Below are 24,959 nucleotides of genomic sequence, written 5' to 3'. Positions count from 1 at the left end.
CGAAATATTGCAGAGTGGAGTGAGTCGGTCTACAGCCGGAACAGCGCAATTTTCACCAGAAGCACCCATCACTCGGGGGCGGTGGCGACGCGGACGCCACTTCCGGGCCGACGGGGCGGTCAAGTGGCGGGCGTTGAGGCAAGGTTTATGGGCCCGCGCGGTCCGCTCTGCGACTCGGTGGCGGTTGCGGACTTGCGCTTCCGGGCTGCAAGTGAACGCAGGATCACGCAAGTTTTTGCGTGATCCTGCGTTGCGGGAGGTGGGCCCGACTCAGCCCGACGCGAGCAGGTGGACGTAACCCGTTCCAGGGCGGCAAGCCGCCCGGCAGCGCTCGCCCTGACCGGTCATTCCCGACGGCTTCTCAGGCCGGAGCGATGCCCTCCTCGGCGAACACGTCCATCGCGGCATCGAGGATGCGCTCTCGCGTCTTCGGCCGCGGGCCCGCCGTCGCCCCTCTCCCGAGCATCCGCGGCGTCCGAGCCGGCCCCCGTCTCGCCGTCCCGGGCGGTAACTCGCTGAGCGGCACGCCCTGTTGCACCGGGCTCAGGGTGAGGGCTGCCGTTCCGGTCGCTCGCCCGCCCGGGCCCCGCTGAGCTGGTGAAAGCGGCCCCGTGCGATCAGGGTTTTCCAGGATCTGTTGCGTTTGAACGGCATCTCGAAGATCTGGGAGAACACCCATGCCCCCAGCACCGAAACAGGCAGGGCCACGGCCAGCGTGAACAAGAACGTGGGCAGGCCGGGAGACACGACATGCGGGGCCACCCGGCGAATGACGACCATGACGATCGGCAGGTGAATCAGGTAGAGGCTGTAGGAGAAGCCGCCGAGACTCTGGACGGGGCGCGCGGTCAGGAACCGTAGAAGTGGTGCGGGCCTGCCGGTGGCCACCGCGGCGATCAGCATCGTCATGGCGGGAGCGATGGCGAGGTCGATCCAGAAGTAGTGGTTCACCGTCCACACGGAACCCTGGACGACGCCGAGAACCACGACGGGCAGGGCCGCCAGGACGGCGAACCATGCCCACGGTAGGCGCCGGACCCGGTCACGAGCAGCGACGACTCCCGCGCCGATCATGCCCGCGACGAACACGGGCGCGAGATGGGGAGCGAGCCAGTTGTCGCCCTCCACCGGGGACGCGCCGGGCGCCATCAGCCCACGGGCGATCACCGGAAGTGTCACGCACGCGGCCAGGATCACCGCGTTCGAGCGCCGCCGTACCAGGAGGAGAAGGGGGAAGAGGAGATAGAGCTCGGCCTCCACCCCGATCGACCAGAACGCACCGTTCGGCGTGGGCGCGGTGATCACGTCCTGGGCGACGACGCCGTACACCAGAAAGGACCGGACGGTCGGCGGTCCGAAGTGCGAGGCCGGCACGATGAATGCGGAAATGATCAGGCTCATGGCCAGCGCGGCCCAGTACGGCGGCAGGATGCGCCACGCGCGTCGCCGCAGGAACTCGGCGACGCCGCCCGAACGCCAGCCGCGACGTGCGGGGGAGATGGCCAGGGAGAAGCCGGACAGCACCAGGAAGAAGACGACGGCGACACGCCCGAACATCAGCCCCTTCAGCCAGGGCGGCGCCGAACTGTGGGGATAGCCGGGGAAGGCGTACAGCCAGCAGTGGAACAGCACCACATACAGTGCCGCCAGGCCGCGAAGACCGTCCAGGCCCCGCACTTGCGGCGGCCGGACGCCCGCTGTGCTCGCCGGTTCCTGCTGTGCTGCCGGGACGGCCGCGTCGAGAGTGCTGCCGGCCGGACGGCCTGAGTCCACGGAAATCGTTCAACCCTCTCTCCTGGCAGCGTGCTTGCCGCCCGCGGCACGGTGCCACCACGATGACTTGGTACGTGGCGTCCGGCTCACCGGTTCAGCCCGACGCGGCGGACTTCTGTCCGGACGGGGTGATGGCGTACCACGCGTTGTCCTTGCCCTGGCCGTTCGCCTCTCCGGCCGCAGTGTCGCCGGTGTACCGGTACAACGGCCAGCCTGCGAGGGTGAGCTGCTTCAGACCGTTCCGGTGGACCGTGCCGAGCAGGCTCTTCGCGACTCCCGACGTCTGTACGGAGTCCTGCACGATGACGGGGATCCACGTCATCGTGCAGGCGCCCTTGCACGTCCACTTGGAGGGGGACGGCTCGTCCTTGTCGAAGCGGTAGAGAGTCTTCCCGTTGTTGTCGGTGACCACGTCGCCCAGGCCGTTCATCGCCTTGGCCGTCACGGCGGTGGTCGTGGTTCCGTCACCGGAACTGCTGCTCGCGCCGGCTTTCGACGGCGAGGCGACCGGTGTCGAGATCGCGGGATCCGATGCGACCGGGGCCACCGAGGCCGCGCTGTCGGAGCCGGTGCCGTTCGAGGAGTCGCACGCCCCCAGCAGGAACGAGGCGGCGAGCCCTACGACGAGGCTCAGGAGGATACGTCGCGGGATCAAGGAATTGTCCTTCGGGGGGAGTCGCAGCTGCATGCTCCCTTGTACGTCGGACGGCTCCCGCTCTCTCAGACGCGGATTTCACATGACGCACTCTTGACCGGGATGTAACCCGGATCACAGCACTGAAGTGCAGCGCGGTGCGGGGTCCACGGCCTTTCTCTCTGTGTAAGGGGCTTGCCCGAAACGGGGACGGTGGACGGTACGGATGGAACAGAGTCGGGCCGAGGGGTTCGACGGGTTCGTGGCAGCACGCTGGTCGGCGTTGTTCCATCTGGCCTGTCTGCTCGTGGGAGGCGATCGGCACCGCGCCGAGGACCTGCTCCAGGAGGCCATGGTCAAGCTGTGGTTCGCCTGGCCCAGGATCGCGGAGGAGGCACCGGAGCCTTACGTGCGCAGGATCCTGGCGCGGGCGGCGGCCCGTTCGGCGCGGCGGCGCTGGTGGGGTGAGCGCCCGGTCGAGCAACTGCCCGACCGCGCGGAGGTGGACGACGTGTCCGCCGCCGTGGCGGAACGCTCACGGCTGGAGGCCGCGCTGGCCCAACTGCCGCCTGCGCAACGGGCCGCCGTGGTCCTGCGCTACTACCAGGACCTGCCCGACAAGCAGGTCGCCGAAGTGCTGGGGTGTCCGGTCGGCACCGCCCGGTCCCATGCGTCGCGGGGCGTGGCGCGGTTGCGCCGGATCCTCGGCGATGTCATCGAGCCGGTGGGATAGGGGGAGTTGATGGACCACTTCGACCACGATCAGTTCGACCACTTCGAGCGGGAGCTCGCGCGGATGATGCGCGACACCCAGGAAACGACCCCCTTCGAACCGAGGCACCGGACGCGTCTCCGGTCCGGTGTGCTGGCCCGGCGCCGGGTTCGCACGGCACAGAAGGCGGTCGGCTCCGCCCTGGCCGTCGCGGGAATCGGCCTCGGCTTCTTCCTGCTGCCCCACGACCAGGTGGACAACAGGCCGCAGGCCCCACTGCCCGTACCCGCCGTGAGCCCGGCGCTCCCGACCGCCACCCCGACCCGTACCCCGGACACGCCCCCGACCGGGACCACCAGCCCGACGGCCACGCAGACCACCGGGTCACCCGCCACACCTGGCTCGACCCCGACCGGGAGTTCGGCCACCACGTCCTCGGACCCGACCACGTCCGACACTGCACCGCCGCCTTCCGGCACGGGGACGGCCAACTCGTCATCGGGGCGCAGCACTTCGTCGAGTACGACCACGACACCGCCGGCGACGGAGACATCCGCGTCCGGGGGCCCGACGGGCTCCGGCTGACCCGCCCCGTAGACCACCTAGACAGCTCAGACCACCCCAACCCGTAAGTCCAGCTGCGACATCGCGCCCGCAGGCGATCCCGCATGCCCTGCGGCAGCCCACAGACCAGGACGGAACATGGCAATGCTGACGATCCAGACGGTTTCGACGAGTCAACTACCGCTCCGCACCCCGGTGTCGGCACACCACCGCGAGCCCGTCCTCGACGTGGTCGTCCCCGTGTTCAACGAGGAGAAGGACCTCGAACCGAGCGTACGGCGGCTGCACGCACACCTGCTGGAGACGTTCCCGTACCCGTTCCGCATCACGGTCGCGGACAACGCCAGTACGGATGACACGCCACGCATAGCGGCCCAACTGGCCGCCGAACTCCCCGAGACGGAGTGGCTGCGGCTCGCCGAGAAGGGCCGGGGCCGGGCCCTGCACGCGGCCTGGTCCGGGTCACGGGCGCCCGTGCTCGCCTACGTCGACGTGGACCTGTCGACCGACCTGGCGGCGCTCCTCCCGCTGGTCGCCCCGCTGATCTCCGGCCACTCCGACATCGCGATCGGCACCCGCCTGGCCCGAGGTTCCCAGGTGGTGCGCGGCCCCAGGAGGGAGGCCATCTCCCGTTGCTACAACGCCCTGTTGCGCTCCACCCTGGCCGTCGGCTTCTCCGACGCGCAGTGCGGTTTCAAGGCGGTACGGCGTGATGTCGCCGAGCGGCTGCTGCCCCTGGTGAAGGACTCGGGGTGGTTCTTCGACACCGAACTGCTGGTGATCGCCGAACGGGCCGGACTGCGCATCCACGAGGTCCCGGTCGACTGGGTGGACGACCCCGACAGCCGGGTCGACATCCTCGCCACTGCACTGGCCGACCTACGCGGAATCGCCCGCATAGGACGGGAGTTGGCGCGCGGCACACTCCCGACGGCGGGGCTGCGCCGGGCCGCCGCCGACGGCTCGCGCCCGGGTGGCCTGGCCGTCCAACTCCTGCGCTTCGCCGCCGTGGGAGCGGTGAGTTCGCTCGGATACGTCCTGCTGTACGTGGCGTTGCGTCCGGAGACGGGCGGGCAGGCCGCCAACGCGCTGGCCCTGCTGCTCTGCGCCCTCGCCAACACGGCCGCGAACCGCCGCCTCACCTTCGGACTACGAGGCCGCACCGGCGCGTTGCGCCACCAGGCCCAGGGACTCCTGGTCTTCACGGTCGGCCTGGCGCTCACCAGCGGCTCACTGGCACTCCTGCACCACACGAAACCAACTCCCGCACGCACCACGGAAGTCGGGATCCTGGTCGCCGCCAACCTGGCCGCGACTCTCCTACGCTTCCTGCTCTTTCGGGCCTGGGTGTTCCCCACCGGGCGCCGCCGAGAGGCGGAGGCGACCACGATATGAACGACACGACGACCCTGATCCGACCCGTCGCCGAAGCCGCGCCCAGAACCTCAACTACCGTTCCCTTCAAGGCCATTGGCACACACCTGCGCCGTACGGTCAGGTACTACGGCCCCGTGCTCGCGCTGTACGGCGTGCTGAAGCTCATCGGCTTCTCCGTCTTCATGTACCTGCTGGACTCCGACGGCGGCTTCCGGACGAGGAACCCGCGTTTCGGCGGCGGCGCCCACGTCTGGGACGTACTCGCCACCTGGGACGGCTGGTGGTACCAGCAGGTCGCCGCACACGGCTACCACCCCGCGCTCGTCCAGGTCCCCGGCGCCACCGGACTGATCACCCTCGAAGGCAACTCGGCGGCCTTCTTCCCGCTCTACCCGGCGACGATGCGACTGGTCTCCGACGCCACGGGCCTGGGCCTGTACGGCTCCGGCATGCTGGTCTCGGTCGTCGCCTCGTTCGCCGCCGCACTCGGCATCTACGCCGTCACCGCCCGCTTCGGGGGCAGGCGCGCAGGGTTGGCCGCTGCCGGACTGTGGGCCGTCTGGCCCGGCTCCGGCATGGAGTGGTCGGCGTATTCGGAGTCCCTCTACATCGCCCTCGCCGTCTGGGCCTGCCACGCCGTCATGACCGACCGCTGGCTCACCGCGGGCGTCCTCACCTTCGCCGCCGGCCTCAACCGCCCGACGGCCGTAGCGCTCATCGCCGCCCTCACCGTCGCCGCCCTGCAGACGCTCCACCGCCGCCGCGAGAACCTCGCGGGCCCCTGGACCGCGATGGCGATCGCACCGCTCGGCCTGATCGGCTACCTCCTCTGGGTCGGCAATCAAATGGGCGACCTGGCCGGCTACTTCAAGCTCCAGAGCGGCGCGTGGGCGCACAGCTTCGACTACGGCGAACAGACCGTCGACGTCTTCAGCTCCATGGCGGTCGGCCGCTTCGACTACCTGTTCGCGTACCCCCTCGAAGACATCATCGGCGTGGCCGTCGTCCTGCTGGCCGCACTCCTGATCCCCCTCCTGATCCGACTGCGCCCACCCGCCGTCCTGCTCGTCCACACGGTGCTTACCATCGCCCTGGTCCTGGGCAGCCAGCAGATCTTCGGCAACGTCTCCCGCTACCTGCTCCCGTGCTTCCCCCTCTTCATCCCCCTGGCCGTCAAACTGCGCACCCTCGGCCTGCCCACGCTGTGCCTGCTGCTCGGCATCGCGGCTGTGGCGTCGGGGTCGTACGCCGGGTATGTGCTGTTCGAGGTGGGGGTCCCGTAGGCAGGGGGGCAGGGCTCGGCTTCGTCAGCCGTTCGGATCAGCGCAGCCCGGCGAAGAGGTCGTTCTCGGGTACGGCCGCGCCGGTGGTGTCCTGGACGCGTACGAAGGTCTCGATGCCCATCAGCTCGCCGAACCTCTCCTTGCCCATCTTGAGGAAGAAGATGTTGTCGCCCTGACTGGCGTGCGCGGCCAGCGCGTCGAACTTCTGGCCGCTGAACGCCATGGTGTCCACCCACGTGGTGATCTCATCGTCGGGGAGGCCCATCTTGGCCATCTCGGCGGCCTCGGCAGGATCCGGCTCCGGCATGTCCGGATGGAACTCGCGGATGATCTCGCCGAACCGCTGCATTCCCGAGCGGGGCATCGTCGTCCAGTACACCTTCGGTGTCAGCGCGGTCATCTCCAGCGCCGCCATCGTGATGCGGTGGGCCTGGATGTGGTCGGGGTGGCCGTAGAAGCCGTTCTCGTCGTAGGTGACGACCACATCGGGTCGGTAGTGCCGCATGAGGTCCGCGAGCCGGGCCGCGCCTTCCTGCACGGGGGTCTGCCAGAAGGATCCGGGGGCGTCGTTGCTCGGCCAGCCCATCATTCCGGAGTCGGCGTAGTCCAGCATCTCCAGATCGCTGACCTTCAGGACCTCACAGCTCGTCTCAAGTTCCTGACGGCGCATCAGGGCGACGGCTGCCGGATCGTGTCCGGGATCGCCCGGCTTGACACCTCCCGGTCCGTCACCGCAGGCGCCGTCGGTACAGGTCACGAGAACCGTGCGGATGCCTTCCGCCGCGTACCGCGCGAGGACCCCTCCGGTGCTGGTGGCCTCGTCGTCGGGGTGGGCGTGTACTGCCATGAGCGTCAAGGGCCGGTCAGTCATGAAAAGGTCCTCCTGCAGAAATACGTCTTGGTCCCCGTGCACGGCGGGCTTACAGCGGTCGTGGGGCCCGGATCCTGGTGGGGCGGACGACCTTGTGGTCTCCGTGTTCCCCGACCGTGCGGCGCCGGTCCCTCAGCCGTTGCAACCGTGTCGACCGGACCGGCTGTTCCCGTCGGGGACAGGGGATATATGTCGATGGGCCACCCAATTCTGCGGACCGGCCGATCGCAGGGGCGCGCGGACCACGCCGGCACCTGGAATGACTACCACTCCAAGTCCGGCCACGCACACCAAGGCACGAGCCTCCTGGGCACGGTTGCCGATCGTGCTTCACAGCCGCGCGGCGTCGTCGTATGCGGAGGCGCTGTCGGTATACCGGCCGTTGGCCTCGCGAAGGCAGGTTCACCACGGGAGGTTCCCGGAGCGGTCGATGAACTGTCCCGTCGGCCCGTCCGGGCCGATCGTCGCGAGGGTCACGATGGACTCCGCGCCGTCGACGACGCTGTGGCCGAGGCCTCCGGTGAAGTCGGTCGCTGTCTGCCCGGGGTCCGCGGCGTTGACCTTCACGTCCTTCAGTTCCTTGGCGTACTGCGTCGTGAGCATCGTGACCGCGGCCTTCGAGGCGCAGTAGAGGGGCAGGGCGTACTGCGACTCGATCCGCGCCGGGTCCTGGGTCATGCCGAAGGAGCCCATCCCGCTGGACACGTTGACGATGACGGGGTTCGGGGACCGGCGTAGCAGCGGGAGGAAGGCGTGCGTGACGCGCACGATCCCGACGACGTTCACGTCGAGCACGGCGCTCATGTCGGCCGCGGTGTACTCCTCGACGGCGCCGACCTTGCCGAGGACGCCGGCGTTGTTGACCAGGACGTCGATCGTTCCCTCGTGCGCGGCGACATCCTCGGCCGCCGCCTGGACCGAGGCGTCGTCGGTCACGTCGATCTGGACGAACCGGGCGCCGAGCGAGGCGGCCGCGGCCCGACCGCGCTCACGGTCGCGGGCACCGAGGAGGACGGTGTGCCCCGCCTCGACGAGGCGACGAGCGGTTTCAAGACCGAGGGACTTGTTGGCCCCGGTGACGAATGTGGTGGTCATGCTGGCTCCTCCTGGTCCGGACAGCACGGTCGTGCGCTGTTCACGCACTTCATGCTGGGTTCCCGGGAGGGCCGGCGGGAGCTACGGGACTTCCTGGTACGGCGCGTACCACCCGGCTTCATGTCTGCGGAGACATCCTCTGGACCCCTATGGCCGCAAGGAGTTCGAGCTTGCTGCGGGCGTCGGTGCCCGGCTGCGGCGTGTACACCACGAGGCGGAGGTTCGTGTCCTGGGTGTTGAGGATGTCGGAGTTCATGGCGATGTCTCCGACATCCGGGTGCTCGACGAGTTTGTGCGCACTCTGGTGACCGCCCACCGCCCGGCGGCTCCACAACTCGCGGAACCGTGGGCTGAGGTCCAGCCTCGACACCAATGCCGCGAGGTCGGGATCGTCGGGGTAGCGGCTCGTCGTCGCGCGCAGGTCGGCGACGAGGGACTCCTCGAACGCCGCCCGCTCGGCCGCCGTCTGCCGGACCCGGGGCAGCTCACCCAGGAACTGCCAGATCAGGACGTTGCGGTCGCCCACACCGCGGACAGTGGGATCGCCGAACGTGGCCGCGAACAGCGGATTCCAGTGCAGCAACTGCCAGGTGGCGTCGTAGATCGCCAACGGGTTGCCGGCGAGCTGGTCCACGATCCGGTACAGGCTCCCCGGGATCATGCGCGGGACCCGGGCCGGATCCGCCGCGTGACCGGCCATGCGTAGAAGGTGGGCGTGCTCGTCGTCGGACAGGTGCAGGGCGCGAGCCAGGGCGGAGCAGACCTGCGCCGAGGGCGTCGCCACCCGTCCCTGCTCCAGCCGGACCACGTACTCGACCGAGATGCCGGCCAGCGTCGCCAGCTCCGCGCGCCGCAGACCGGGGACCCGACGGGGTGAGCCGTGTGCGAAGCCCACCGTCACGGGATCCAGCCGGTCCCGCCACGCCCGCAGCGCGGCACCGAGTTGATCCATGCACACCATCCTCGCGCACACCCCGCCACGCTGGGTGGTACGCCCTGTACCACGAAGCCCCGTAGCTCCCGCCGACGCTCCCCAGGGCTCAGTGTCGAGTCGTGAACGGCGCACGACCGTGCTGTTCGGAGCCAGGAGGAGCAAGCATGACCACCACGTCGAACCACTACGTCACCGTGCTGTGGGAAGCCCGGGCCACATCCGGGAAGGAAGCCGCGATGAAGGCGTTCATGACAGCCGCCGTCACCGCATCACGTCACGACGCGGGCAACATCGACTACGAGGCACACCAGGTCGAGGGAGAACCGGGCACGTTCGTCATCTTCGAGCGCTGGGAGAGCCGCGAGGCCCTCGAAGGCCACCTGCACGCACCCCGCATGCAGGACCTGGTGCCCCAACTGCTGGAACTGATGGACGGCGGCATCGAGGACGGGATCCGCTTTCTGCAACCGTTCCGCCCGGCACGGTAGGTCGACCAGGCCGACCGGGAGGACGGCGGTCGTGCTCGGCGTCCTGCGACGCCGAGCGGTATCGACACACACCCGATGCCTGACCCACGCGATGCCCCACGTCGGGATCAGACGGTGAGGACGAGCTTGCCCCGGAGGTGACCGTCGTCGAGCAGCCGGTGCGCGTCGGCGACACGGTCGAACGGGAACGTCCGCTGCACATGGACCCGGAGCCTGCCCTGTTCGACGAGTTCGACGAGACCCCGCAGGGCGACCGGATCGGGGTCGACCGCGATGCCGCTGAAGCGCATGCCGGCCGCCTCGTACCTGGCGACGAGCTCCGCGTCCTCCTCGGCGACCGCCGTCACCAGGTGACCGCCCGGGCGGAGCACTCCGAGCGACCGCTCGACGGTGTCGCCGCCGATCGTGTCGAGTACGACGTCGATGTCGCGGACCACCTCGGTGAAGTCGACCGCCCTGTAGTCGATCACCTCGTCGGCGCCGAACCCCTCGACGAACTCCCGCTTGCTTCCGCTCGCGGTCGCGACGACGTACGCGCCGAGCGCCTTCGCGATCTGGATCGCGACGTGACCGACCCCGCCACCACCGCCGTGGACGAGGACCCGGTCGCCCTCGCCCACGCCGCCGAGGTCGACGAGGCCCTGCCACGCCGTCAGCCCGACGACCGGCAGCGCCGACGCCTCGACGTGCGAGAGCGACGCCGGCTTACGTGCCAGGTGCAGCGCCGGCGCCGACACGACCTCGGCGTACGCGCTCGCCGCCCGCGGGAACAGCGGCATCCCGAACACCTCGTCGCCGGGCCTGAACCGCCATGTCCCCGGCGCCTGTTCGACCACGCCGCTGATGTCCCAGCCGAGGACGAACGGCGGCCGGCCGAGCAGCGGGAACTCGCCGGCCCGCAGGCGCGCCTCCAGCGGGTTCAGCCCGATCGCCTTGACGCGGACGAGAACCTCGGTCGGGAGGGGCCGGGGCTCGGGCGCGTCCACGACGGTGAGCACCTCGGGGCCGCCGAGCGTCTGCTGGGTGATGACTCGCATGAGTCGCATGACTCTCCTGTGTTGTGGAAGGGGGGAGAGAACCCAGGCTAGGTTTCTGAAAGGAACCGGCAGGTACCTTAGGCGCCATGAGCGGTTTCGGTCCCGGCGATCCCTTCCTCGCCGACTGCCCGGCGCGTCTGACCGTCGAGCTCATCGCCGACAAGTGGACGGCGGTCGTGCTCTACGGCCTCAGCAAGGGCCCGGTGCGCCATGGCGAGTTGATCGAGCTGATCGGCGGCATCTCCCGCAAGGTGCTCACCCAGACGCTCCGACGGCTCCAGGCACACGGACTCATCCGCCGCCACGCCTACGCCGAGGTGCCGCCCCGCGTCGAGTACGAACTCACCCCGCTCGGGGCGACGTTGATCGATCCGATCCACATGCTGACCGAGTGGGCGAGGGCGAACGGCGACGCGGTGCTCGATGCGCTCGACGTTGACGCCGACGCCGACGGCGATCCCGGGCCGGTTGTCCCTCGCGACTGAGGCCCCGGCCTGCGAGCTGCATGTCTCGGCGCTACGTCGGATCCGGCTTCCCTCCGACACCAGCCGTGAGATTCCGATACGAATCGAGCAGGAGCAGGGCATCGTGATCCGGGGTGCCGGGTTCGGCGGTGTAGACGCCGATGCGCTGGCCGGGGGTGCCTTCGACATGCAGTGACTGCGAGGTGAGGGTGACCGTTCCCACCTGCGGGTGCTGGAACGTCTTGTGGGCGGGTTTGCGTCCGGTCACTTCGTAGCGCTCCCACAGGCCCGCGAAGTCGGGGCTCTTGAGGAGGAGTTCGCCGACGAGGTTGGTGAGGTCGGGGGCGTCGGGAGCGGTGCCGGCGACGGCACGCAGGCGGGCGACGCATGCGGTGATCTGCCGGTCCCAGTCGGCGAACAGATCACGGGCCGCGGGATGCAGGAACAGGTACCGGGCAAGGTTGCGCTGCTTGGCCGGCCAGTCCTCCAGGCCCGCGTACAAGGCCAGGCCGCCGGGGTTCCAGGCCAGCATGTCCATGCTGCGGCTGATGACGTACGCCGGATTCGGGCGCAGCGAGTCGAGCAGCAGCTTGAGGTGGGGGCGCACGGTTCGGCTGGGCGCGGGCGGGGGTCCGGAGACGTAGCGGGCGGCGCGCGCGGCGAGCTCGCGCAGGTGCTGGTGCTCCTGGTCGTCCATGTGCAGGGCGCGGGCGAGCGCGTCGAGGACGGCGGGGCTGGGTCGGGTCTCCTTGCCGCGTTCCAGGCGTACGTAGTAGTCGATGCTGATGCCCGAGAGGGTGGCCAGCTCCTCGCGGCGCAGGCCGGGGGTGCGGCGGATGCCGGCGCCGACGGTGAGGCCGACGTGTTCGGGGCTGGTCTGGGTGCGGCGGGCGCGCAGGTAGCGGCCCAGCTCGGCGCCCTCGCTGTGCGCGCTCTCGGATGCCATGACTCCAGTCTCACCCGCCGGGCACCCGCCGCGCGGGCGGGAGGGGGGCCCTGTCGTTACCCCTGAAGATCCCGCCCTGCCACACCGCGGCAATCCCGGCCAAGGTGAATGAGGAAGACGCTCGCCCCCGCACCGCCGACCGGCACGACCTGCCGGGCCGGGCGAGAGTGGGAGACCGGGCAACACGACGGATCGGAAGAGGGCGAGATGCGGTACATCAAGCTGCGTGACCTGGAGGTTTCCCGGATCGGCCTGGGCGCGATGGGGATGTCCCACGGCTACACGGGCTCCGGCACCGACGACGCGGAGTCGATCAGGACCGTGCACCGCGCGCTGGAGCTGGGCGTCACGCTCATCGACACCGCCGAGATCTACGGCCCCTACACCAACGAGCAACTCGTCGGGCGAGCGCTCAAGGGGCGCCGGGACCAGGTGGTGCTGGCCACCAAGTTCGGCATGGTCTCCCACGGCGGAGGAGGCGCCTGGAACCCGGACTCCGGCGCGGCGAACATCCGTACCGCCGTCGAGGGTTCCCTGAAGCGGCTGGGCACCGACCACATCGACCTCTACTACCAGCACCGGGTCGACCCGAACACGCCGATCGAGGAGACCGCCGGAGCAGTCGGCGAGCTGATCGCCGAGGGCAAGGTGCGCGCCTTCGGTCTTTCGGAGGCCGGCCCGGACACCATCCGGCGCGCGCACGCCGTCCAGCCGGTCACCGCGGTGCAGTCCGAGTACTCCCTGTGGACCCGCGGCATCGAGGAGCGCGTCCTGCCCGTGCTGCGGGAGCTGAACATCGGCCTGGTGCCGTTCTCCCCGCTCGGCCGCGGCTTCCTCACGGGCACGGTCCGCTCCGCCGACCAGTTCGACAAGGACGACTTCAGGCGCGACAACCCGCGCTTCACGGGCGAGAACTTCCGGCGCAACCTGGCGCTCGCCGACGAGGTCAAGGCCCTGGCCGACGAGGTCGGCGCCACCCCGGCGCAGGTCGCCCTGGCCTGGCTGCTCGCCCAGGGCGACGACATCGCCCCCATCCCCGGCACCAAGCGCGTCACCCGGGTCGAGGAGAACACCGCCGCCGATGCCGTCACCCTGACCGCCCACCAGCTCGACCAGCTCAGCAGCCTGCCGCCCGCCGCCGGTGACACCCACACCGAGGCCCAGGCGCGCCTGCTCGAACGCTGACCTTCCGCACCCCCCGGCCCCCCCGCATTCCCCCGTTTGGAGCAGTGCCTCTCATGCGTGCAGCCTTGATGTACGGAGCCGGAGACGTCCGTGTCGAGGACCGGCCCGACCCGAAGATCGTGCGGCCCGCCGACGCCGTGGTCCGTGTCGTCGCGGCCTGTGTGTGCGGCAGCGACCTGTGGCCCTACCGGTCGATGCCCGCTACCGACCCCGGCCGTCCCATGGGACACGAGTTCCTCGGCGTCGTAGAGGAGACCGGCGCGGACGTGACCGGCCTGAAGGCCGGTGACCTGGTCGTCGCCCCGTTCACCTACAGCGACAACACCTGCGACTACTGCGCCAAGGGCCTGTACATCTCGTGCCGCAACGGTGGCCGCTACGGATTCGACGGCGTGGACGGCGGGCAGGGCGAAGCGGTTCGCGTCCCGTACGCCGACGGCACGCTGGTGAAGCTGCCGGTGGCCGCCGACTCCGCGCTGCTGCCGTCGCTGCTGGCGCTGTCGGACGTGATGACCACCGGCCATCACGGTGCCGTCACCGCACGTGTCGGACGCGGCGACGCGGTGCTGGTCGTCGGTGATGGCGCGGTCGGCCTGTGCGCGGTGATCGCCGCGAAGCGGCTCGGGGCCGAACGGATCGTGCTCGCCGGCCGCCACGAAGCCCGTACCGCTCTGGGCCGCGAGTTCGGCGCCACCGACGTGGTCGCCGAGCGCGGCGAGGAAGGCATCGCCCGCATCCGCGAGCTGACCGGCGGCGTGGACAAGGTCATCGAGGCCGTCGGCACCCGCCAGGCACTCGACACCGCCCTCGGCGCGGTCCTGGACGGCGGCACCATCAGCCGCCTGGGCGTCCCCCAGTACGAACAGGGGCCGATCGGCCCGGCCGAGTTCATGCGCAACATCACCCTGACCGGCGGGGCGAGCCCCGCACGCGCCTACATCGGGCAGCTGCTGCCGGACGTCCTCGACGGCACCATCGCCCCCGGCCGCGTCTTCGACCGGACCTTCCCCCTCGACCAGGCACCCGAGGCCTATCGGGCAATGGCCGACCGCCAGGTCCTCAAGGCCCTCATCACCCCCTGACCCCGCGAACGCGCCCGCACAGCAAAGGACTTCCCCCCATGCAGTACGTGACCCTGAACAACGGCGTCGAGATGCCGATCCTCGGCTTCGGCGTCTACCAGATCCCCGCCGAGGACACCGAGCGCGCCGTCTCCGACGCGCTGGCCGCCGGCTACCGGCTCCTCGACACGGCCGCCGCCTACGGCAACGAAGAAGCCGTAGGCCGTGCGATCAAGGCCGGCGGCGTCCCGCGCGAGGACCTGTTCGTCACCACCAAACTGTGGGTCCAGGACGCTCCGGCCGAGGACAACACCAGGCGTGCCTTCGAGACGTCGTTGACCAAGCTGGGCCTGGACCATCTCGACCTGTACCTGATGCACCAGCCCTTCGGCGACGTCTACGGCCAGTGGCGCGCCATGGAAGCCCTCAACCGCGAGGGCCTCACGAAGGCGATCGGCGTCGCCAACTTCTACCCGGACCGCCTCCTGGACCTGATCGTCAACAACGAGATCACCCCCCAGGTCAACCAGGTCGAGACCCACCCGTTCTTCCAGCGCGCCGACTACCAGGACCTCATGCGCGAGCACGGCGTGCGGATCCAGTCCTGGGGCGGCTTCGCCGAAGGAAAGAACGACCTCTTCACCAACCCGCTGCTGGCCAGGATCGGCACCGAACACGGCAAGTCCGTCGCGCAGGTCGTCCTGCGCTGGCTGACCCAGCGCGGCGTCATCGCCATCCCCAAGTCCGTGCGAGCCGAGCGCATGGCGGAGAACATCGACATCTTCGACTTCCAGCTCACCGACGAGCAGATGACTCAGATCGGCACGCTCGACACCGGTGCCTCGCTGTTCTTCGACCATCACGACCCCGAGATCGTCGCCTGGCTGGCCAAGCGACGTCTGGACGCCTGACTCGCGTCCTCCGTCCAGGGGGCCATCCAGGGGGTCGTCGGCGTCGAGGCGGAAGCGGACGGTGATGCCCCTGCCCGGGGCCAGGTTCACCCTGCGGAAGTCGCGCAGTCGGCGTACCGGTTGGACGATGCTCGCCACTGGATCGTGGAGGTAGAGCTGGACGACCTCGTCGCCCGCCCGCTCGCCGGTGGAGATTCTCGCTCGCCATTCCCATGCGGAAGAAGGCGGGCGAGTTCGTCGTCGCTCCGGCCCGCTGGCTCGGCCATTCGAGCCCGACCATCACCATGGACTGCTCAGAGCCAGCCTTTCCGCTTGAAGATGACGTACAAACTGGTGCATACAACCGCCATCAGGATGATCGCGAACGGATACCCGAGCACCCAGTGCAACTCCGGCATCCGTTCGAAGTTCATCCCATAGATCGTCCCCACCAACGTCGGCGCGAACAAAATCGCCGCCCAAGAAGAAATCTTCTTGATCTCCTCGTTCTGCTCGAACCCCGCCTCAGCCAACGCCCGCATCTCCGCGTTCTGTTGCTGCGTGACCAGGGTCGCGTTCACCGTGAGGATGTCCGTGAGGGCCTGGCGGAAGCCGTCGACTCGTTCGCTGGTGTGGGTGACGTGGTCGGCGACGTCGCGGAGGTAGCGCTGGAGTTCCTCGTCGGTGCCGTACTTCGCGAAGCCGGCCATCAGGCTGTGCAGCATGCCCACCAGGGGGCGGGTGGCGCGCTGGAACTCGACCATTTCTCGGGAGAGTTCGTAGATACGGCGGGAGACCTGCGGTTCGCTGCGGAAGACCTCCGTCTCGATCTCGTCGATGTCGATCTGGACGCCGGCGACGACGGGTGCGTAGCCGTCGACGACCGCGTCGAGGATGGCGTACAGCACGGCCTCGGGGCCGAGTTTCAGCAACTCCGGTGATTCCTCCATGCGTTGGCGGACCGCCGACAGGTCGGGGGCCGCGCCGTGCCGGACCGTGATCACGAAGTCCGGGCCGACGAAGACGTGCAGCTCGCCGAAGTCGACCTCCTCCGTCGTGTCCAAGTAGCGGGCGGCGCTCAGGACTACGAACAGCGTCTCGCCGTAGCGCTCCAGTTTCGGGCGCTGGTGGGCCTCCATCGCGTCCTCGACGGCCAGCGGGTGGAGGTCGAACTCCGCTGCCAGGGAGAGGAGTTCGCTCTCGGTGGGGCGGGCGAGGCCGATCCAGGCCATGCCGGACGGCTGGTCGCGCAGTTCGCGGAAGGTGTCGGCGAGGGTGTCCGGTGCCGAGACGCGTACGCCGTCGCGGTACAGGGCGGCCTGGACGACGCTGCCCGCGTCGGAGGGTTCCGAGGGCGGTGTGTCTGCGGCCGATGCGGAGGGCTTCGGTGCGGGCGGCGGGGGCGGGGCCGGCGTGCGGCGCCAGCCGGACGTCCTGCCGTTCCTGCCGTTGCTGCCGTTCTTCGAGGTGGGGCGGGCGCGTCGCTGGGGCATCGCGGCTGCCTCTCGGTCGGATCTACGTCTGCGTGATCACGGAGCATGAGCAGGATATACGGGGGCAAACGACCTGGGCGTGTGAACCAGGTCCGGGATTCGGTGAGAGTTGCGGACCGAAGGTGTCCGCAACCGCCGCTAGCGTGCGGAGCATGACGACCAAGGCGACGCAGGCGGCAACCCCCGGCGGCCCCGTACTCGACATCCGCGCCCTCAACCGCGCCACCCTCGACCGGCAGCTCCTCCTGCGCCGCTCGCCCCTCTCCGCCCGCGCCGCTGTCGAGCATCTGCTCGGCCTCCAGGCCCAGAACGTCAAGCCGCCGTACTACGCGCTCGCCGCCCGCCTCGACGGGTTCACGCCGGAGGAGCTGTCCGGGTTGATGGCCGAGCGGGAGGTCGTCCGGATCGTCACCATGCGTTCCACCATCCACACTCACACTGCCGCCGACTGCCTCACCCTGCGCCCGTTGGTGCAGGCCGCCCGTGATCGTGAGCTCGGCAATTTCCGCAAGGGGCTCGGCGGGGTCGATCTCGACCGGCTCGCCGTACTCGCCCGGGAACTCGTCGATGCCGAGCCGCGCACCATGAAGGAGTTGCGCGAGGCGCTGCTCGTCGAGTGGCCCGACGCCGATCCGCAGGCCCTCGCCATCGCCGCCCGTTGCAAGCTGCCGCTCGTCCAGGTCACCCCGCGCGGGCTGTGGGGGAGGAGTGGTCAGGTCGCGCTCACCACCGCCGAGCACTGGCTGGGGCGCCCCGCCGAGCCCGTGCCCACGCCGGACCAGACCGTGCTGCGCTATCTCGGCGCCTTCGGCCCGGCCTCCGTCAAGGACATGCAGATGTGGGCCGGTCTGACCCGGCTGCGCGAGGCCTTCGAGCGGCTGCGTCCGCGGCTCGTCAGCTTCTACGACCCGAACGGCGTCGAACTCTTCGACCTCCCGGACGCGTCCCGCCCCGCCGCCGACACCCCGGCCCCGCCGCGTTTCCTGCCGGAGTTCGACAACCTGCTCCTCTCGCACGCCGACCGCGCCCGGGTCGTACCGCCCGAGTACCGGGGCCGCGCCTGGCAGGGCAACCTCGCCCACCGCACGCTCCTCGTCGACGGGTTCCTCGCCGGTGTCTGGAAAATCGACGGTCAGGACCTCGTCATCGAACCCTTCGGCACGCTGACCAAGGCCCAGCGGGGCGAAGTGGTCGCAGAGGGAGCGCTGATGCTCGACACCATGCACAAGGGGACGTCGTACGACATCCGCTTCGGCACTGTTGTGCCGTAGATCCGCTCAGTCCGCGCGCCCCGTCACCGCGACCGTCACGCCCAGGCCGATCATCGTGAAGCCGCCCGCGCCGCCGATCAGGGACAGGCGGCGGTCGGAGCGGGCGAACCAGGTGCGGGCGGCCGAGGCGGTCAGGCCCCACAGGGTGTCCGTGACCAGGCCGATGGAGATCGGGATGAGGCCCAGCAGGAGCATCTGGAGGGGGACGCTGCCCGCCGAGTGGTTGACGAACTGGGGGAGCACGGCGGCGAAGAACACCACGCCCTTGGGGTTCGTGACGCCGACGAGGGCACCGTCCAGGACCGTGCGGAGATCGCCGCGGGGTTCCGTCGCAGGACCTGTCTGCATCGCGGACGCCTTCAGGTCCTTGCGGTGGCGGAACGCCTGGACCCCGAGGTAGACGAGGTACGCCGCGCCCGCCAGTTTCACCGTCAGGTAGATCGTGACCGACCGTTCCACCAGTGAGCCGATGCCGAACGCCACCGCCGTCACCAGGACGTACGAGCCGAAGACGTTGCCGAGCGCCGTCGCCACCGCCGTGCGGCGGCCGTGGGCGAGCGCGCGGCCGATGACGAACAGGACGCTGGGTCCCGGTATCACGATCACCAGCAACGACATCGCCGCGAAGGCGAGGAAACGGTCCGTGGACACCATGCGATCACTCCCATCCGCCGCTCATTGAAACAGCTACCGGGGAGCTCCCTCTAGAGTCGGACCCATGGAACTGCGGCAGCTGGGCTATTTCGTGGCGGTCGCCGAAGAGCTGCACTTCGGGCGGGCGGCCGAGCGGCTGCACATCGTGCAGTCGGCGGTCAGTCAGCAGATCCAGCGGCTGGAGCGGGAGTTGGGCGCCGAGTTGTTCGACCGGTCGCCCCGGCGGGTGCGGCTCACGGGGGCGGGGGAGCGGTTGCTGCCCGAGGCGCGGGCCGTGCTGGCCGCCGCCGAGCGGGCCCGGGCGGCCGTCGCCCCGCCGTCGGGGCTGCGGATCGGCACCAGTACCGGGCTCGGCGCGCATCTGGACCGGGTGCTCGGTGCGTTCGCCGAGCGGGCGCCGGATGTGCCCGTCGAGTTGTTCTCGCTGCCGGTCGGCGAGCGGCTCGCGCGGGTCGCGGGCGGGCAGTTGGACGCGGCGTTCGTCCGGGCGGTCGAGCCGGCGCCGGGTGTACGGGTGCTGCCGCTGTGGGCCGATCCGCTGGTGGCGGCCCTGCCTGCCGCGCATCCGCTGGCCGGGCGGCCGGAGATCCGCATCGAGGAGCTGGCCGCGCTGCCGCTGGCCATCACCGAGCGCCGGAACAATCCCGCGCTGGTCGACCTGGTCGTCGGTGCCTGCCACGAGGCCGGGTTCGAGGCGCTGCCCGGGCCGGTGAGCGGCTCCCTCCAGGACACCCTCGCGAGCATCGGCGCGCGCCCGCTGTGGACGGTCGTCTACGCCTCCCACGCGCGCGTGCTGCGCAGCCCGCGCGTGGCCTTCGTACCGTTCGCGGCGCCCGGCCTCACGCTCTCGACGGGCCTGGCCGTGCACGCCACGAAAGCGTCACCGCACCTGGACGCCCTGCTGCTGGCCTGCGGCGATCACGAGAACTGATCGCTGCGGTCGCGGACTGCCTCTTGGTCGGGGACGCCCGACGCGATGGACTCGGGTCACCGAACAGGCAGACAAGTCAAGGGAGTTCAGCATGCCCATCGTGACCGTCCAGCAGGGCCCGCGCGACGTCGAGCTGAAGCGGGACCTCGTCAAGCGGATCACCGACGCCTTCGTCGACGCGTACAAGATCCCCGCCGACAGCGTGCAGGTCTGGATCCACGAGGTGCCTGCCGACAGCTGGGGCGCGGCGGGGAAGCTCACCGCCGACAAGTAGCCGACAAGAAACAGGCGTCAACGGGCACATGGATAGGGTGCGTTGCGGGCTGCTCGTGGAAGCCCGCAACGCACCCTGGTATTTCCCTGAGGGGTGCTCAGGAGTTCTTCCGGGTTACGAGTTGACCTGCGTGGTCACCAGGCTGGAGAACGTGGTCAGCCGGGAGTAGACACCCGGGTAACCCGCCTCGGCACAGCCCTCGCCCCAAGAAGTGATCCCTGCCAGGACGCCCCCGATGAGCAGGGGACCGCCGCTATCGCCCTGGCAGGTGTCTACGCCGCCGGATGTGTATCCGGCGCAAACCATGTCGGACGCGATGAAGTCCGAACCGTAGGAGCTCTTGCAGCTGGAGTCGGACACGATCGGGACGGTCGCGGTCCGCAGCTGGTTGGAGGAGCTGCCGTTCTCCGAGGTGGTGCCCCAGCCGAGGATGCGGGCCGTGGTGCCGGCCGCGTACACGGAGGTGTCCGACGAGGAGACGTAGGAGGCCGTGGTGTACGGCATCGACGTCGACAGTGTCAGGACGGCCACGTCGTCGCCGTTGGTGGCGTCCGTGTAGCTGGGGTTGATCCAGATCTTGCTGACCTTGCTGACGGTGCCGTTCGTACCGTTGAGGTAGGTACGGCCACCGACGACGCGCACGCTGCTGGTGGTCTCGCCGACCATGCAGTGGGCGGCGGTGACCACCTTGGTGGCGGAGACGAGTGTGCCGCCGCAGAACTGGTTCTGCGAGGCGTCCGTGATCTGCATGACGAACGGGTACGACGTCGTCGTGGTCGTGGAACCGCCGACGATGGGCTGGGGGGCTGCCACAGCGGTGGGGGCGCTGAGCAGTGCGGTCGCGGCGGCGGCAGCGGTTGCTGCGACGACAGCCGCGGTTCTCTTTGCGCGGTTGAGCCCGAACATGAGTCTCCTCATTAGGGTTGCCGGTGGGGGGTCGCGCGGGTGTGGGGGTGTGCAACGGGGGTCGCGGGACCGACCCCCGTATGCCCGGGCGAGCGGCACATCTCTAAGCTAGGACCCGGCACACCCTGCTCCCAATGAGGGAACCCCCTAGGGGAGTTGGGCAGGGAAAACCCTCGGTCGCCGCACAGTAAACCCGTAGGTCCTCAGTTCGGACGGCGCCCCGCCGCCAGTCGGACGATATCCACCCGCGAGCGGATCCCCAGCTTGCGGTAGACCCGGGTCAGGGTCGCCTCGACCGTCTTGACGCTGATGAACAGCCGGGCGGCGATCTCCCGGTTGGTGGCGCCCTCCATGACGAGCGCGGCGACCTGACGTTCCATCGAGGCCAGCCCGTCGAGCCCCTCCAGGGTGGGTGCGGGTGCGGGGACGGGCGTCGGCTCCGCCGGCGGCCTGGCGACGGTGGCCTCGTCCACCTGGCGCAGCCAGGGCAGCGCCCGGCAGCGTCGGAACAGCCGGGTCGCCTCGTCGTACGACGTGGGTCCGGGCTGTGCGGTGCGCAGCGACGCCAGCGCGAAGGCGGCGCGGGCCTCCTCCAGGCCGTAGCCCAGCTTGGCGAGGCGGTCCTGGACGGACGTCAGTTGCGCTACGGCCTCGTCGTGTTCGCCGCGTGCCGCCCGGACCAGGGCCTCGGCGCGGTCGAGTACGGCGAGGACGCTCTCGCGGCCGAGGCGCAGGGCGCGTTCACGTGTCACGTCGATGACGTCCTGGGCCTCGGCGGTCTCGCCGATCCGGACGAGGGCCTCGGCGAGGTCGCCGTGCCAGCGTCCGCGTGCCGGGTCGGTCACCCCGAGGGCCTGCTCCAGTTCGCGGACCCGGCGCAGCGAGCGGACGGTGCCGTGCGCGTCCCCGGCGACCAACTGGGCGTATCCCAGGGCCCCGAGGGCACGGGACAGATACATCTGGTCGCCGTCCTCCTCGGCGTGTTCCACCGCCTCCCGGGCAAGCGCCAGCCCCTCCTCGACGTCACCGCCGGAGGCCTCGGCGAGCGCGGTGAGCATCGCGGACGCCGTCTGGCCGATCCCGGAGTCGCGGGCCAGCCGCAGGCCTTCGCGGGCCAGGTCGAGGGCGCGGCCGCAGTGCCCGGAGCGCAGTTCGGTCTCGGCGAAGCCGCGCAGGAAGTGCACCTCGCTCTCCACCGACCCCCGCCGCCGCACCTCGCGCAGCAGCGCCGTGATGGTCGCGCGGGCCTCGGGCAGCTGATCGCTCATCACCAGCCAGCGGAACCGGGCCGAGCCCGCCCCGTTGTGATGGCACGCCACCCTCGGGTCCTGGGGCTCCTTCAGCGCGCGCTTGATGGTGAGGGGAGCGTCCGGATGGCCCATCAGGGTCTCGATCTGGGCCTGGAAGGACAGCGCCAGGAGTTCGGTGCGCCGGTCGCCGCCCAGCGCGGCCAGTTCCGCCGAACGTGCGGCCTCCGCACGGGCCTCGGCGAAGTCGCCCTCGACGAGCAGTCCGCGCCACGCCAGTTGGTAGCGCACCAGGGAGACCAGCCGGGGATCTTCACCCGCGTCGGCGAGGGCCTGCGGGAAGACGGCGTCGACATCGGCCATGGCGTGGCCCGCGGTGTCGATCACGATGATCCAGGCCCGTACCCGCTCGGCGGGCACCGTGGCCCGGGTCAGCACCTCGCGCGCGATGTCCCGGGCGAGGTCCAGCTCGCCCGCGGTGATCGCGTCCTCGGAGGCCTGCAACCGTCGCTCGTCGGGGCCCGGCACGCTGTCGGCCGGAGTGTGCCGGGCGGCCAGCAGCCCCAGCGACGCGGCGACCGAGGGAGCCCCGCGGTCCCGGGCCAGCGTGGCGGCCTCGGCGAGCCGGGCGGCGACCTCCGGATCGGTGCCGGTGGTGGCCAGGGCCAGATGCCGGGCGCGCTCGATGGGGTCGGAGGCGGCGGTCGACAGCGCCGCGTGCGCGGCCCGCCGCTCCTGCGCGGGCGCCTCCGCGTACAGCGCGGCCGAGATGAGCGGGTGCGCGAACCGTACGGCGGGACCCTCGGGTTCCGTTGCCAGCAGGCCGAGTTCGGCGGCCTGGGCGGTCTCCGCCTCCGCGTTCTCGCGGCCGGCGGTCTGGAGCAGGGCGACGGTGGGGCGGGCGCCCGCGCTCGCGACCAGCAGGGTGCGGCGGGCCTCGGCGGGCAGCATGTCGAGCCGGCTCAGCACCAACGCGCGTAGTGACGTGGGCACGGGCAGCGGCTCGCCCGGTCTCGGCGGGGTCGGGTTCTCGGCCAGGGCGCGGCCCAACTCCAGCGCGAACAACGGGTTCCCGCCACTCGTACGGTGGATCTCGCGGACCGTGGAGCGGGGCAGACCGGTGTAGCCGCGGTGGTCGAGGAGCGCGGACACCTGGGCCCGGGAGAGCGGGCTGAGCCGGAACGCGAGGGTGTCCGGCGGCGAGGCGTTCAGAAACCGGTCGTACTCCTGGCCCTCGGTGCGCACCGCGAAGACCATCTGCACCTGGGTGTCGCCGAGGCGGCGGGCGGCGAAGCCGAGGAGTTCCGCGCTGGCCGGGTCCAGCCACTGGAGGTCATCGGCTACGACGAGGACGGGGCCGTCGGCGGCGAGGGCGCGCAGCGCGGACAGGACGGCGAGGCGCAGGGCGAGTCCGTCGCGCTGGAGGGAGGACTCGCCGCGGCCGGTGAGCGCGGATTCCAGTGCGGTGCGCTGGGCGACGGGCAGCCGCTCGGACACCTCGTCCAGGACCAGACCAAGGAGGTCGGCGAGGGCGAGGAAGGGGAGATGGGATTCGGACTCCGTGGCCGAGCAGCGCAACACGGTCCGCGCCGTGTCGCCGTATTCCGCGGTCAACGCCCGCAGGACGGTCGACTTTCCTATTCCGGCGGGGCCGTGGAGCAGCACACTGCCACCCTCGGCGAGCTGGTCACGGGCGGCGGAGAACATCTCCTCCCGGCCGATGACCAGGTCGGGGCGGGTTCTGGCAGGCTCCTTGAAGTCCCGTCGCACGGTCACCGCTCCCCTCGTGTGTCGTGTCCGGGCCAATATTAGGCAATCAGTCCTTGAAATTCGGATGGATGGGGTGGTGAGGGAAATAACAACTGTGCAGCATGAGGAAATTCAAAGCTCCGATGAATGAATAGACGGTCGTCGCGGGAGCCGCCTCAGGGGGTACGTCCGCTCCTCTCACGGCAGCACCCCCGCCCGTCGCGCCGCCACCACGGCCTCCCCGCGGGTGTGCGCCCCGAGCTTCCGCATCGCCGAGCGCAGATACCCCTTCACCGTCTCCGGCCGCAGCCCCAGCCGCTCCGCCGCCACCGCGTTCGTCGCCCCCGCCGCCACACACGCCAGCACATCCAGCTCCCGCGGTGCGAGTCCTACGTCCCCGAGGGCGGCCTCCGCCGTCAACAGGCCGCAGGCGTCGAGCAGTTCGGCCCGCAGCTCCGGGTCCGGGATGCGCGGGGCCAGCGCCCGCAGCGCCGCGTGCGCCTCCCTCACCTGCTCCCACACCGCGCTCGCCGCCGGGTCGGGGGCCGGTGCCGGGCGCGCCGCGCTCAGCAGCTCCAGCACCTCCTCGCGTACCACCAGCGCCTGTTCCACGTCCCGGGCGGCCTCCATCGCCGCGCTCAACATGCGGTCGCCCAACGGCTGGGCCGTGCGCAGCGCGCCGTACAGCACGCCGCGCACCCGGCGCCGTACGACGACGGGGACCGCGAGGATCGCGCGCAGGCCCTCGGCGGCCACCGGGGCGTCGTACTCGTGGCTGATCTGGCGCGAGGCGGAGTAGTCCAGGACGGCGCACGGGCGGGCGAGGGCGACCGCCCTGCCGCCCAGACCGTTGCCCGAGGACACCGCGAGGGCGCGCAGGGACGGGGTCAACGTGCCGCTCAGTTCGCTGATGCGCATCTGCTGCCGACCGCTCTCCACCAGGCCGCCGAAGGCGACCGGCAGCCCCGTGCCGCGCCGCAGCCGTACCAGCGCCGACTGAATCTCCACCATCCCTGCCGCGTCCGTCGCCACCCGCTTGCCCCTTCATTGCGGCCGCCCTGCTGCACACACCCCCGTACGGGGGTAGTGAGACCTGCATCACGGATTACACGATGTCAGA

24 protein-coding genes and 1 pseudogene are annotated in these 24,959 nt (G+C 70.4%); 12 read left to right on the top strand and 13 right to left on the bottom strand.

Going from position 1 to position 24,959, the window contains the following annotated elements; all coding sequences use genetic code 11:
* Nucleotides 1–543: 543 nt before the first annotated feature.
* Complete coding sequence (locus tag AB0I69_RS10180) at nucleotides 544–1,773, bottom strand: acyltransferase (protein ID WP_363095146.1); 1,230 nt, start codon at nucleotides 1,771–1,773, stop codon at nucleotides 544–546.
* Between the two features lie 94 nt (nucleotides 1,774–1,867).
* Nucleotides 1,868–2,428, bottom strand: coding sequence for a hypothetical protein (locus AB0I69_RS10175; RefSeq protein WP_363095145.1), 561 nt, complete (start codon nucleotides 2,426–2,428; stop codon nucleotides 1,868–1,870).
* Nucleotides 2,429–2,633: 205 nt separating this feature from the next.
* Here AB0I69_RS10175 and AB0I69_RS10170 point away from each other — a divergent pair, with 205 nt between their 5' ends.
* From AB0I69_RS10170 to AB0I69_RS10155, 4 genes are all read left to right on the top strand, one after another.
* Nucleotides 2,634–3,140: a SigE family RNA polymerase sigma factor gene (locus tag AB0I69_RS10170; RefSeq protein WP_363095144.1), complete on the top strand. Its 507-nt coding sequence runs from the start codon at nucleotides 2,634–2,636 to the stop codon at nucleotides 3,138–3,140.
* Between the two features lie 9 nt (nucleotides 3,141–3,149).
* On the top strand, nucleotides 3,150–3,704 hold the full coding sequence (locus AB0I69_RS10165) for a hypothetical protein (protein WP_363095143.1): 555 nt from the start codon (nucleotides 3,150–3,152) through the stop codon (nucleotides 3,702–3,704).
* Nucleotides 3,705–3,821: 117 nt separating this feature from the next.
* Complete coding sequence (locus AB0I69_RS10160; RefSeq protein ID WP_363095142.1) at nucleotides 3,822–5,078, top strand: glycosyltransferase; 1,257 nt, start codon at nucleotides 3,822–3,824, stop codon at nucleotides 5,076–5,078.
* A complete protein-coding gene (locus AB0I69_RS10155; protein WP_363095141.1) occupies nucleotides 5,075–6,343 on the top strand; it encodes a hypothetical protein in 1,269 nt (422 codons plus the stop codon). Before AB0I69_RS10160 ends, AB0I69_RS10155 begins: the two co-directional genes overlap by 4 nt.
* A 37-nt stretch (nucleotides 6,344–6,380) precedes the next feature.
* Here AB0I69_RS10155 and AB0I69_RS10150 read toward each other — a convergent pair whose 3' ends face one another.
* The 3 genes from AB0I69_RS10150 to AB0I69_RS10140 all read right to left on the bottom strand — a co-directional run bounded on the left by AB0I69_RS10150 (nucleotide 6,381) and on the right by AB0I69_RS10140 (nucleotide 9,261).
* Nucleotides 6,381–7,214, bottom strand: a complete 834-nt coding sequence (locus AB0I69_RS10150) for a PIG-L family deacetylase (RefSeq protein ID WP_363095140.1) — start codon at nucleotides 7,212–7,214, stop codon at nucleotides 6,381–6,383.
* A 402-nt stretch (nucleotides 7,215–7,616) separates the two neighbouring features.
* Complete coding sequence (locus AB0I69_RS10145) at nucleotides 7,617–8,309, bottom strand: SDR family NAD(P)-dependent oxidoreductase (protein WP_363095139.1); 693 nt, start codon at nucleotides 8,307–8,309, stop codon at nucleotides 7,617–7,619.
* Between the two features lie 118 nt (nucleotides 8,310–8,427).
* On the bottom strand, nucleotides 8,428–9,261 hold the full coding sequence (locus AB0I69_RS10140) for a helix-turn-helix transcriptional regulator (RefSeq protein WP_363095138.1): 834 nt from the start codon (nucleotides 9,259–9,261) through the stop codon (nucleotides 8,428–8,430).
* A gap of 146 nt (nucleotides 9,262–9,407) precedes the next feature.
* Between AB0I69_RS10140 and AB0I69_RS10135 the strand changes: the two genes are divergently transcribed.
* Complete coding sequence (locus AB0I69_RS10135) at nucleotides 9,408–9,731, top strand: putative quinol monooxygenase (protein ID WP_363095137.1); 324 nt, start codon at nucleotides 9,408–9,410, stop codon at nucleotides 9,729–9,731.
* Nucleotides 9,732–9,838: 107 nt separating this feature from the next.
* On the opposite strand, the gene AB0I69_RS10130 is transcribed toward AB0I69_RS10135, so the two are convergent.
* Nucleotides 9,839–10,768 (bottom strand): NADP-dependent oxidoreductase, encoded by a 930-nt coding sequence (locus AB0I69_RS10130; RefSeq protein WP_363095568.1) that lies wholly within the window; start codon nucleotides 10,766–10,768, stop codon nucleotides 9,839–9,841.
* A gap of 86 nt (nucleotides 10,769–10,854) precedes the next feature.
* On the opposite strand from AB0I69_RS10130, the gene AB0I69_RS10125 reads away from it, so the two are divergent.
* On the top strand, nucleotides 10,855–11,253 hold the full coding sequence (locus tag AB0I69_RS10125) for a helix-turn-helix domain-containing protein (protein ID WP_363095136.1): 399 nt from the start codon (nucleotides 10,855–10,857) through the stop codon (nucleotides 11,251–11,253).
* Between the two features lie 31 nt (nucleotides 11,254–11,284).
* On the opposite strand, the gene AB0I69_RS10120 is transcribed toward AB0I69_RS10125, so the two are convergent.
* Nucleotides 11,285–12,178, bottom strand: coding sequence for a helix-turn-helix transcriptional regulator (locus AB0I69_RS10120; protein WP_363095135.1), 894 nt, complete (start codon nucleotides 12,176–12,178; stop codon nucleotides 11,285–11,287).
* A gap of 207 nt (nucleotides 12,179–12,385) precedes the next feature.
* Here AB0I69_RS10120 and AB0I69_RS10115 point away from each other — a divergent pair, with 207 nt between their 5' ends.
* Genes AB0I69_RS10115 through AB0I69_RS10105 form a run of 3 tightly spaced genes read left to right on the top strand, consistent with a single transcriptional unit; the run spans nucleotide 12,386 to nucleotide 15,335 of the window.
* Nucleotides 12,386–13,363, top strand: coding sequence for an aldo/keto reductase (locus AB0I69_RS10115; RefSeq protein ID WP_363095567.1), 978 nt, complete (start codon nucleotides 12,386–12,388; stop codon nucleotides 13,361–13,363).
* 53 nt (nucleotides 13,364–13,416) lie between these two features.
* A complete protein-coding gene (locus tag AB0I69_RS10110; RefSeq protein WP_363095134.1) occupies nucleotides 13,417–14,445 on the top strand; it encodes an alcohol dehydrogenase catalytic domain-containing protein in 1,029 nt (342 codons plus the stop codon).
* Between the two features lie 38 nt (nucleotides 14,446–14,483).
* Nucleotides 14,484–15,335, top strand: coding sequence for an aldo/keto reductase (locus tag AB0I69_RS10105; RefSeq protein ID WP_363095133.1), 852 nt, complete (start codon nucleotides 14,484–14,486; stop codon nucleotides 15,333–15,335).
* Nucleotides 15,336–15,371: 36 nt separating this feature from the next.
* Here the strand turns inward: AB0I69_RS10105 and AB0I69_RS10100 are convergent.
* Together AB0I69_RS10100 and AB0I69_RS10095 are read right to left on the bottom strand one after the other, a co-directional pair.
* Nucleotides 15,372–15,530: pseudogene (locus AB0I69_RS10100) on the bottom strand (fibronectin type III-like domain-contianing protein); the annotation flags it as partial.
* Between the two features lie 98 nt (nucleotides 15,531–15,628).
* A complete protein-coding gene (locus tag AB0I69_RS10095) occupies nucleotides 15,629–16,807 on the bottom strand; it encodes a magnesium and cobalt transport protein CorA (RefSeq protein WP_363095132.1) in 1,179 nt (392 codons plus the stop codon).
* Between the two features lie 152 nt (nucleotides 16,808–16,959).
* Between AB0I69_RS10095 and AB0I69_RS10090 the strand changes: the two genes are divergently transcribed.
* Complete coding sequence (locus tag AB0I69_RS10090; RefSeq protein ID WP_363095131.1) at nucleotides 16,960–18,078, top strand: winged helix DNA-binding domain-containing protein; 1,119 nt, start codon at nucleotides 16,960–16,962, stop codon at nucleotides 18,076–18,078.
* A 6-nt stretch (nucleotides 18,079–18,084) separates the two neighbouring features.
* Here the strand turns inward: AB0I69_RS10090 and AB0I69_RS10085 are convergent, their stop codons facing one another.
* A complete protein-coding gene (locus tag AB0I69_RS10085) occupies nucleotides 18,085–18,732 on the bottom strand; it encodes a LysE family translocator (RefSeq protein WP_363095130.1) in 648 nt (215 codons plus the stop codon).
* 64 nt (nucleotides 18,733–18,796) lie between these two features.
* Here AB0I69_RS10085 and AB0I69_RS10080 point away from each other — a divergent pair, with 64 nt between their 5' ends.
* Nucleotides 18,797–19,663, top strand: a complete 867-nt coding sequence (locus tag AB0I69_RS10080; RefSeq protein WP_363095129.1) for a LysR family transcriptional regulator — start codon at nucleotides 18,797–18,799, stop codon at nucleotides 19,661–19,663.
* Nucleotides 19,664–19,754: 91 nt separating this feature from the next.
* Nucleotides 19,755–19,937, top strand: a complete 183-nt coding sequence (gene dmpI / locus AB0I69_RS10075) for a 4-oxalocrotonate tautomerase DmpI (protein ID WP_363095128.1) — start codon at nucleotides 19,755–19,757, stop codon at nucleotides 19,935–19,937.
* A gap of 114 nt (nucleotides 19,938–20,051) precedes the next feature.
* Here the strand turns inward: dmpI and AB0I69_RS10070 are convergent, their stop codons facing one another.
* From AB0I69_RS10070 to AB0I69_RS10060, 3 genes are all read right to left on the bottom strand, one after another.
* On the bottom strand, nucleotides 20,052–20,843 hold the full coding sequence (locus AB0I69_RS10070) for a serine protease (protein WP_363095127.1): 792 nt from the start codon (nucleotides 20,841–20,843) through the stop codon (nucleotides 20,052–20,054).
* A 203-nt stretch (nucleotides 20,844–21,046) separates the two neighbouring features.
* Nucleotides 21,047–23,866, bottom strand: a complete 2,820-nt coding sequence (locus AB0I69_RS10065; RefSeq protein ID WP_363095126.1) for an AAA family ATPase — start codon at nucleotides 23,864–23,866, stop codon at nucleotides 21,047–21,049.
* Nucleotides 23,867–24,037: 171 nt separating this feature from the next.
* Complete coding sequence (locus AB0I69_RS10060) at nucleotides 24,038–24,850, bottom strand: helix-turn-helix transcriptional regulator (protein WP_363095125.1); 813 nt, start codon at nucleotides 24,848–24,850, stop codon at nucleotides 24,038–24,040.
* Nucleotides 24,851–24,959: the final 109 nt, after the last annotated feature.

The sequence above is a fragment of the Streptomyces sp. NPDC050508 genome, from assembly GCF_040655155.1.
Taxonomy (GTDB): Bacteria; Actinomycetota; Actinomycetes; order Streptomycetales; family Streptomycetaceae; genus Streptomyces.
This window is presented reverse-complemented; position numbering and strand designations above follow the sequence as displayed.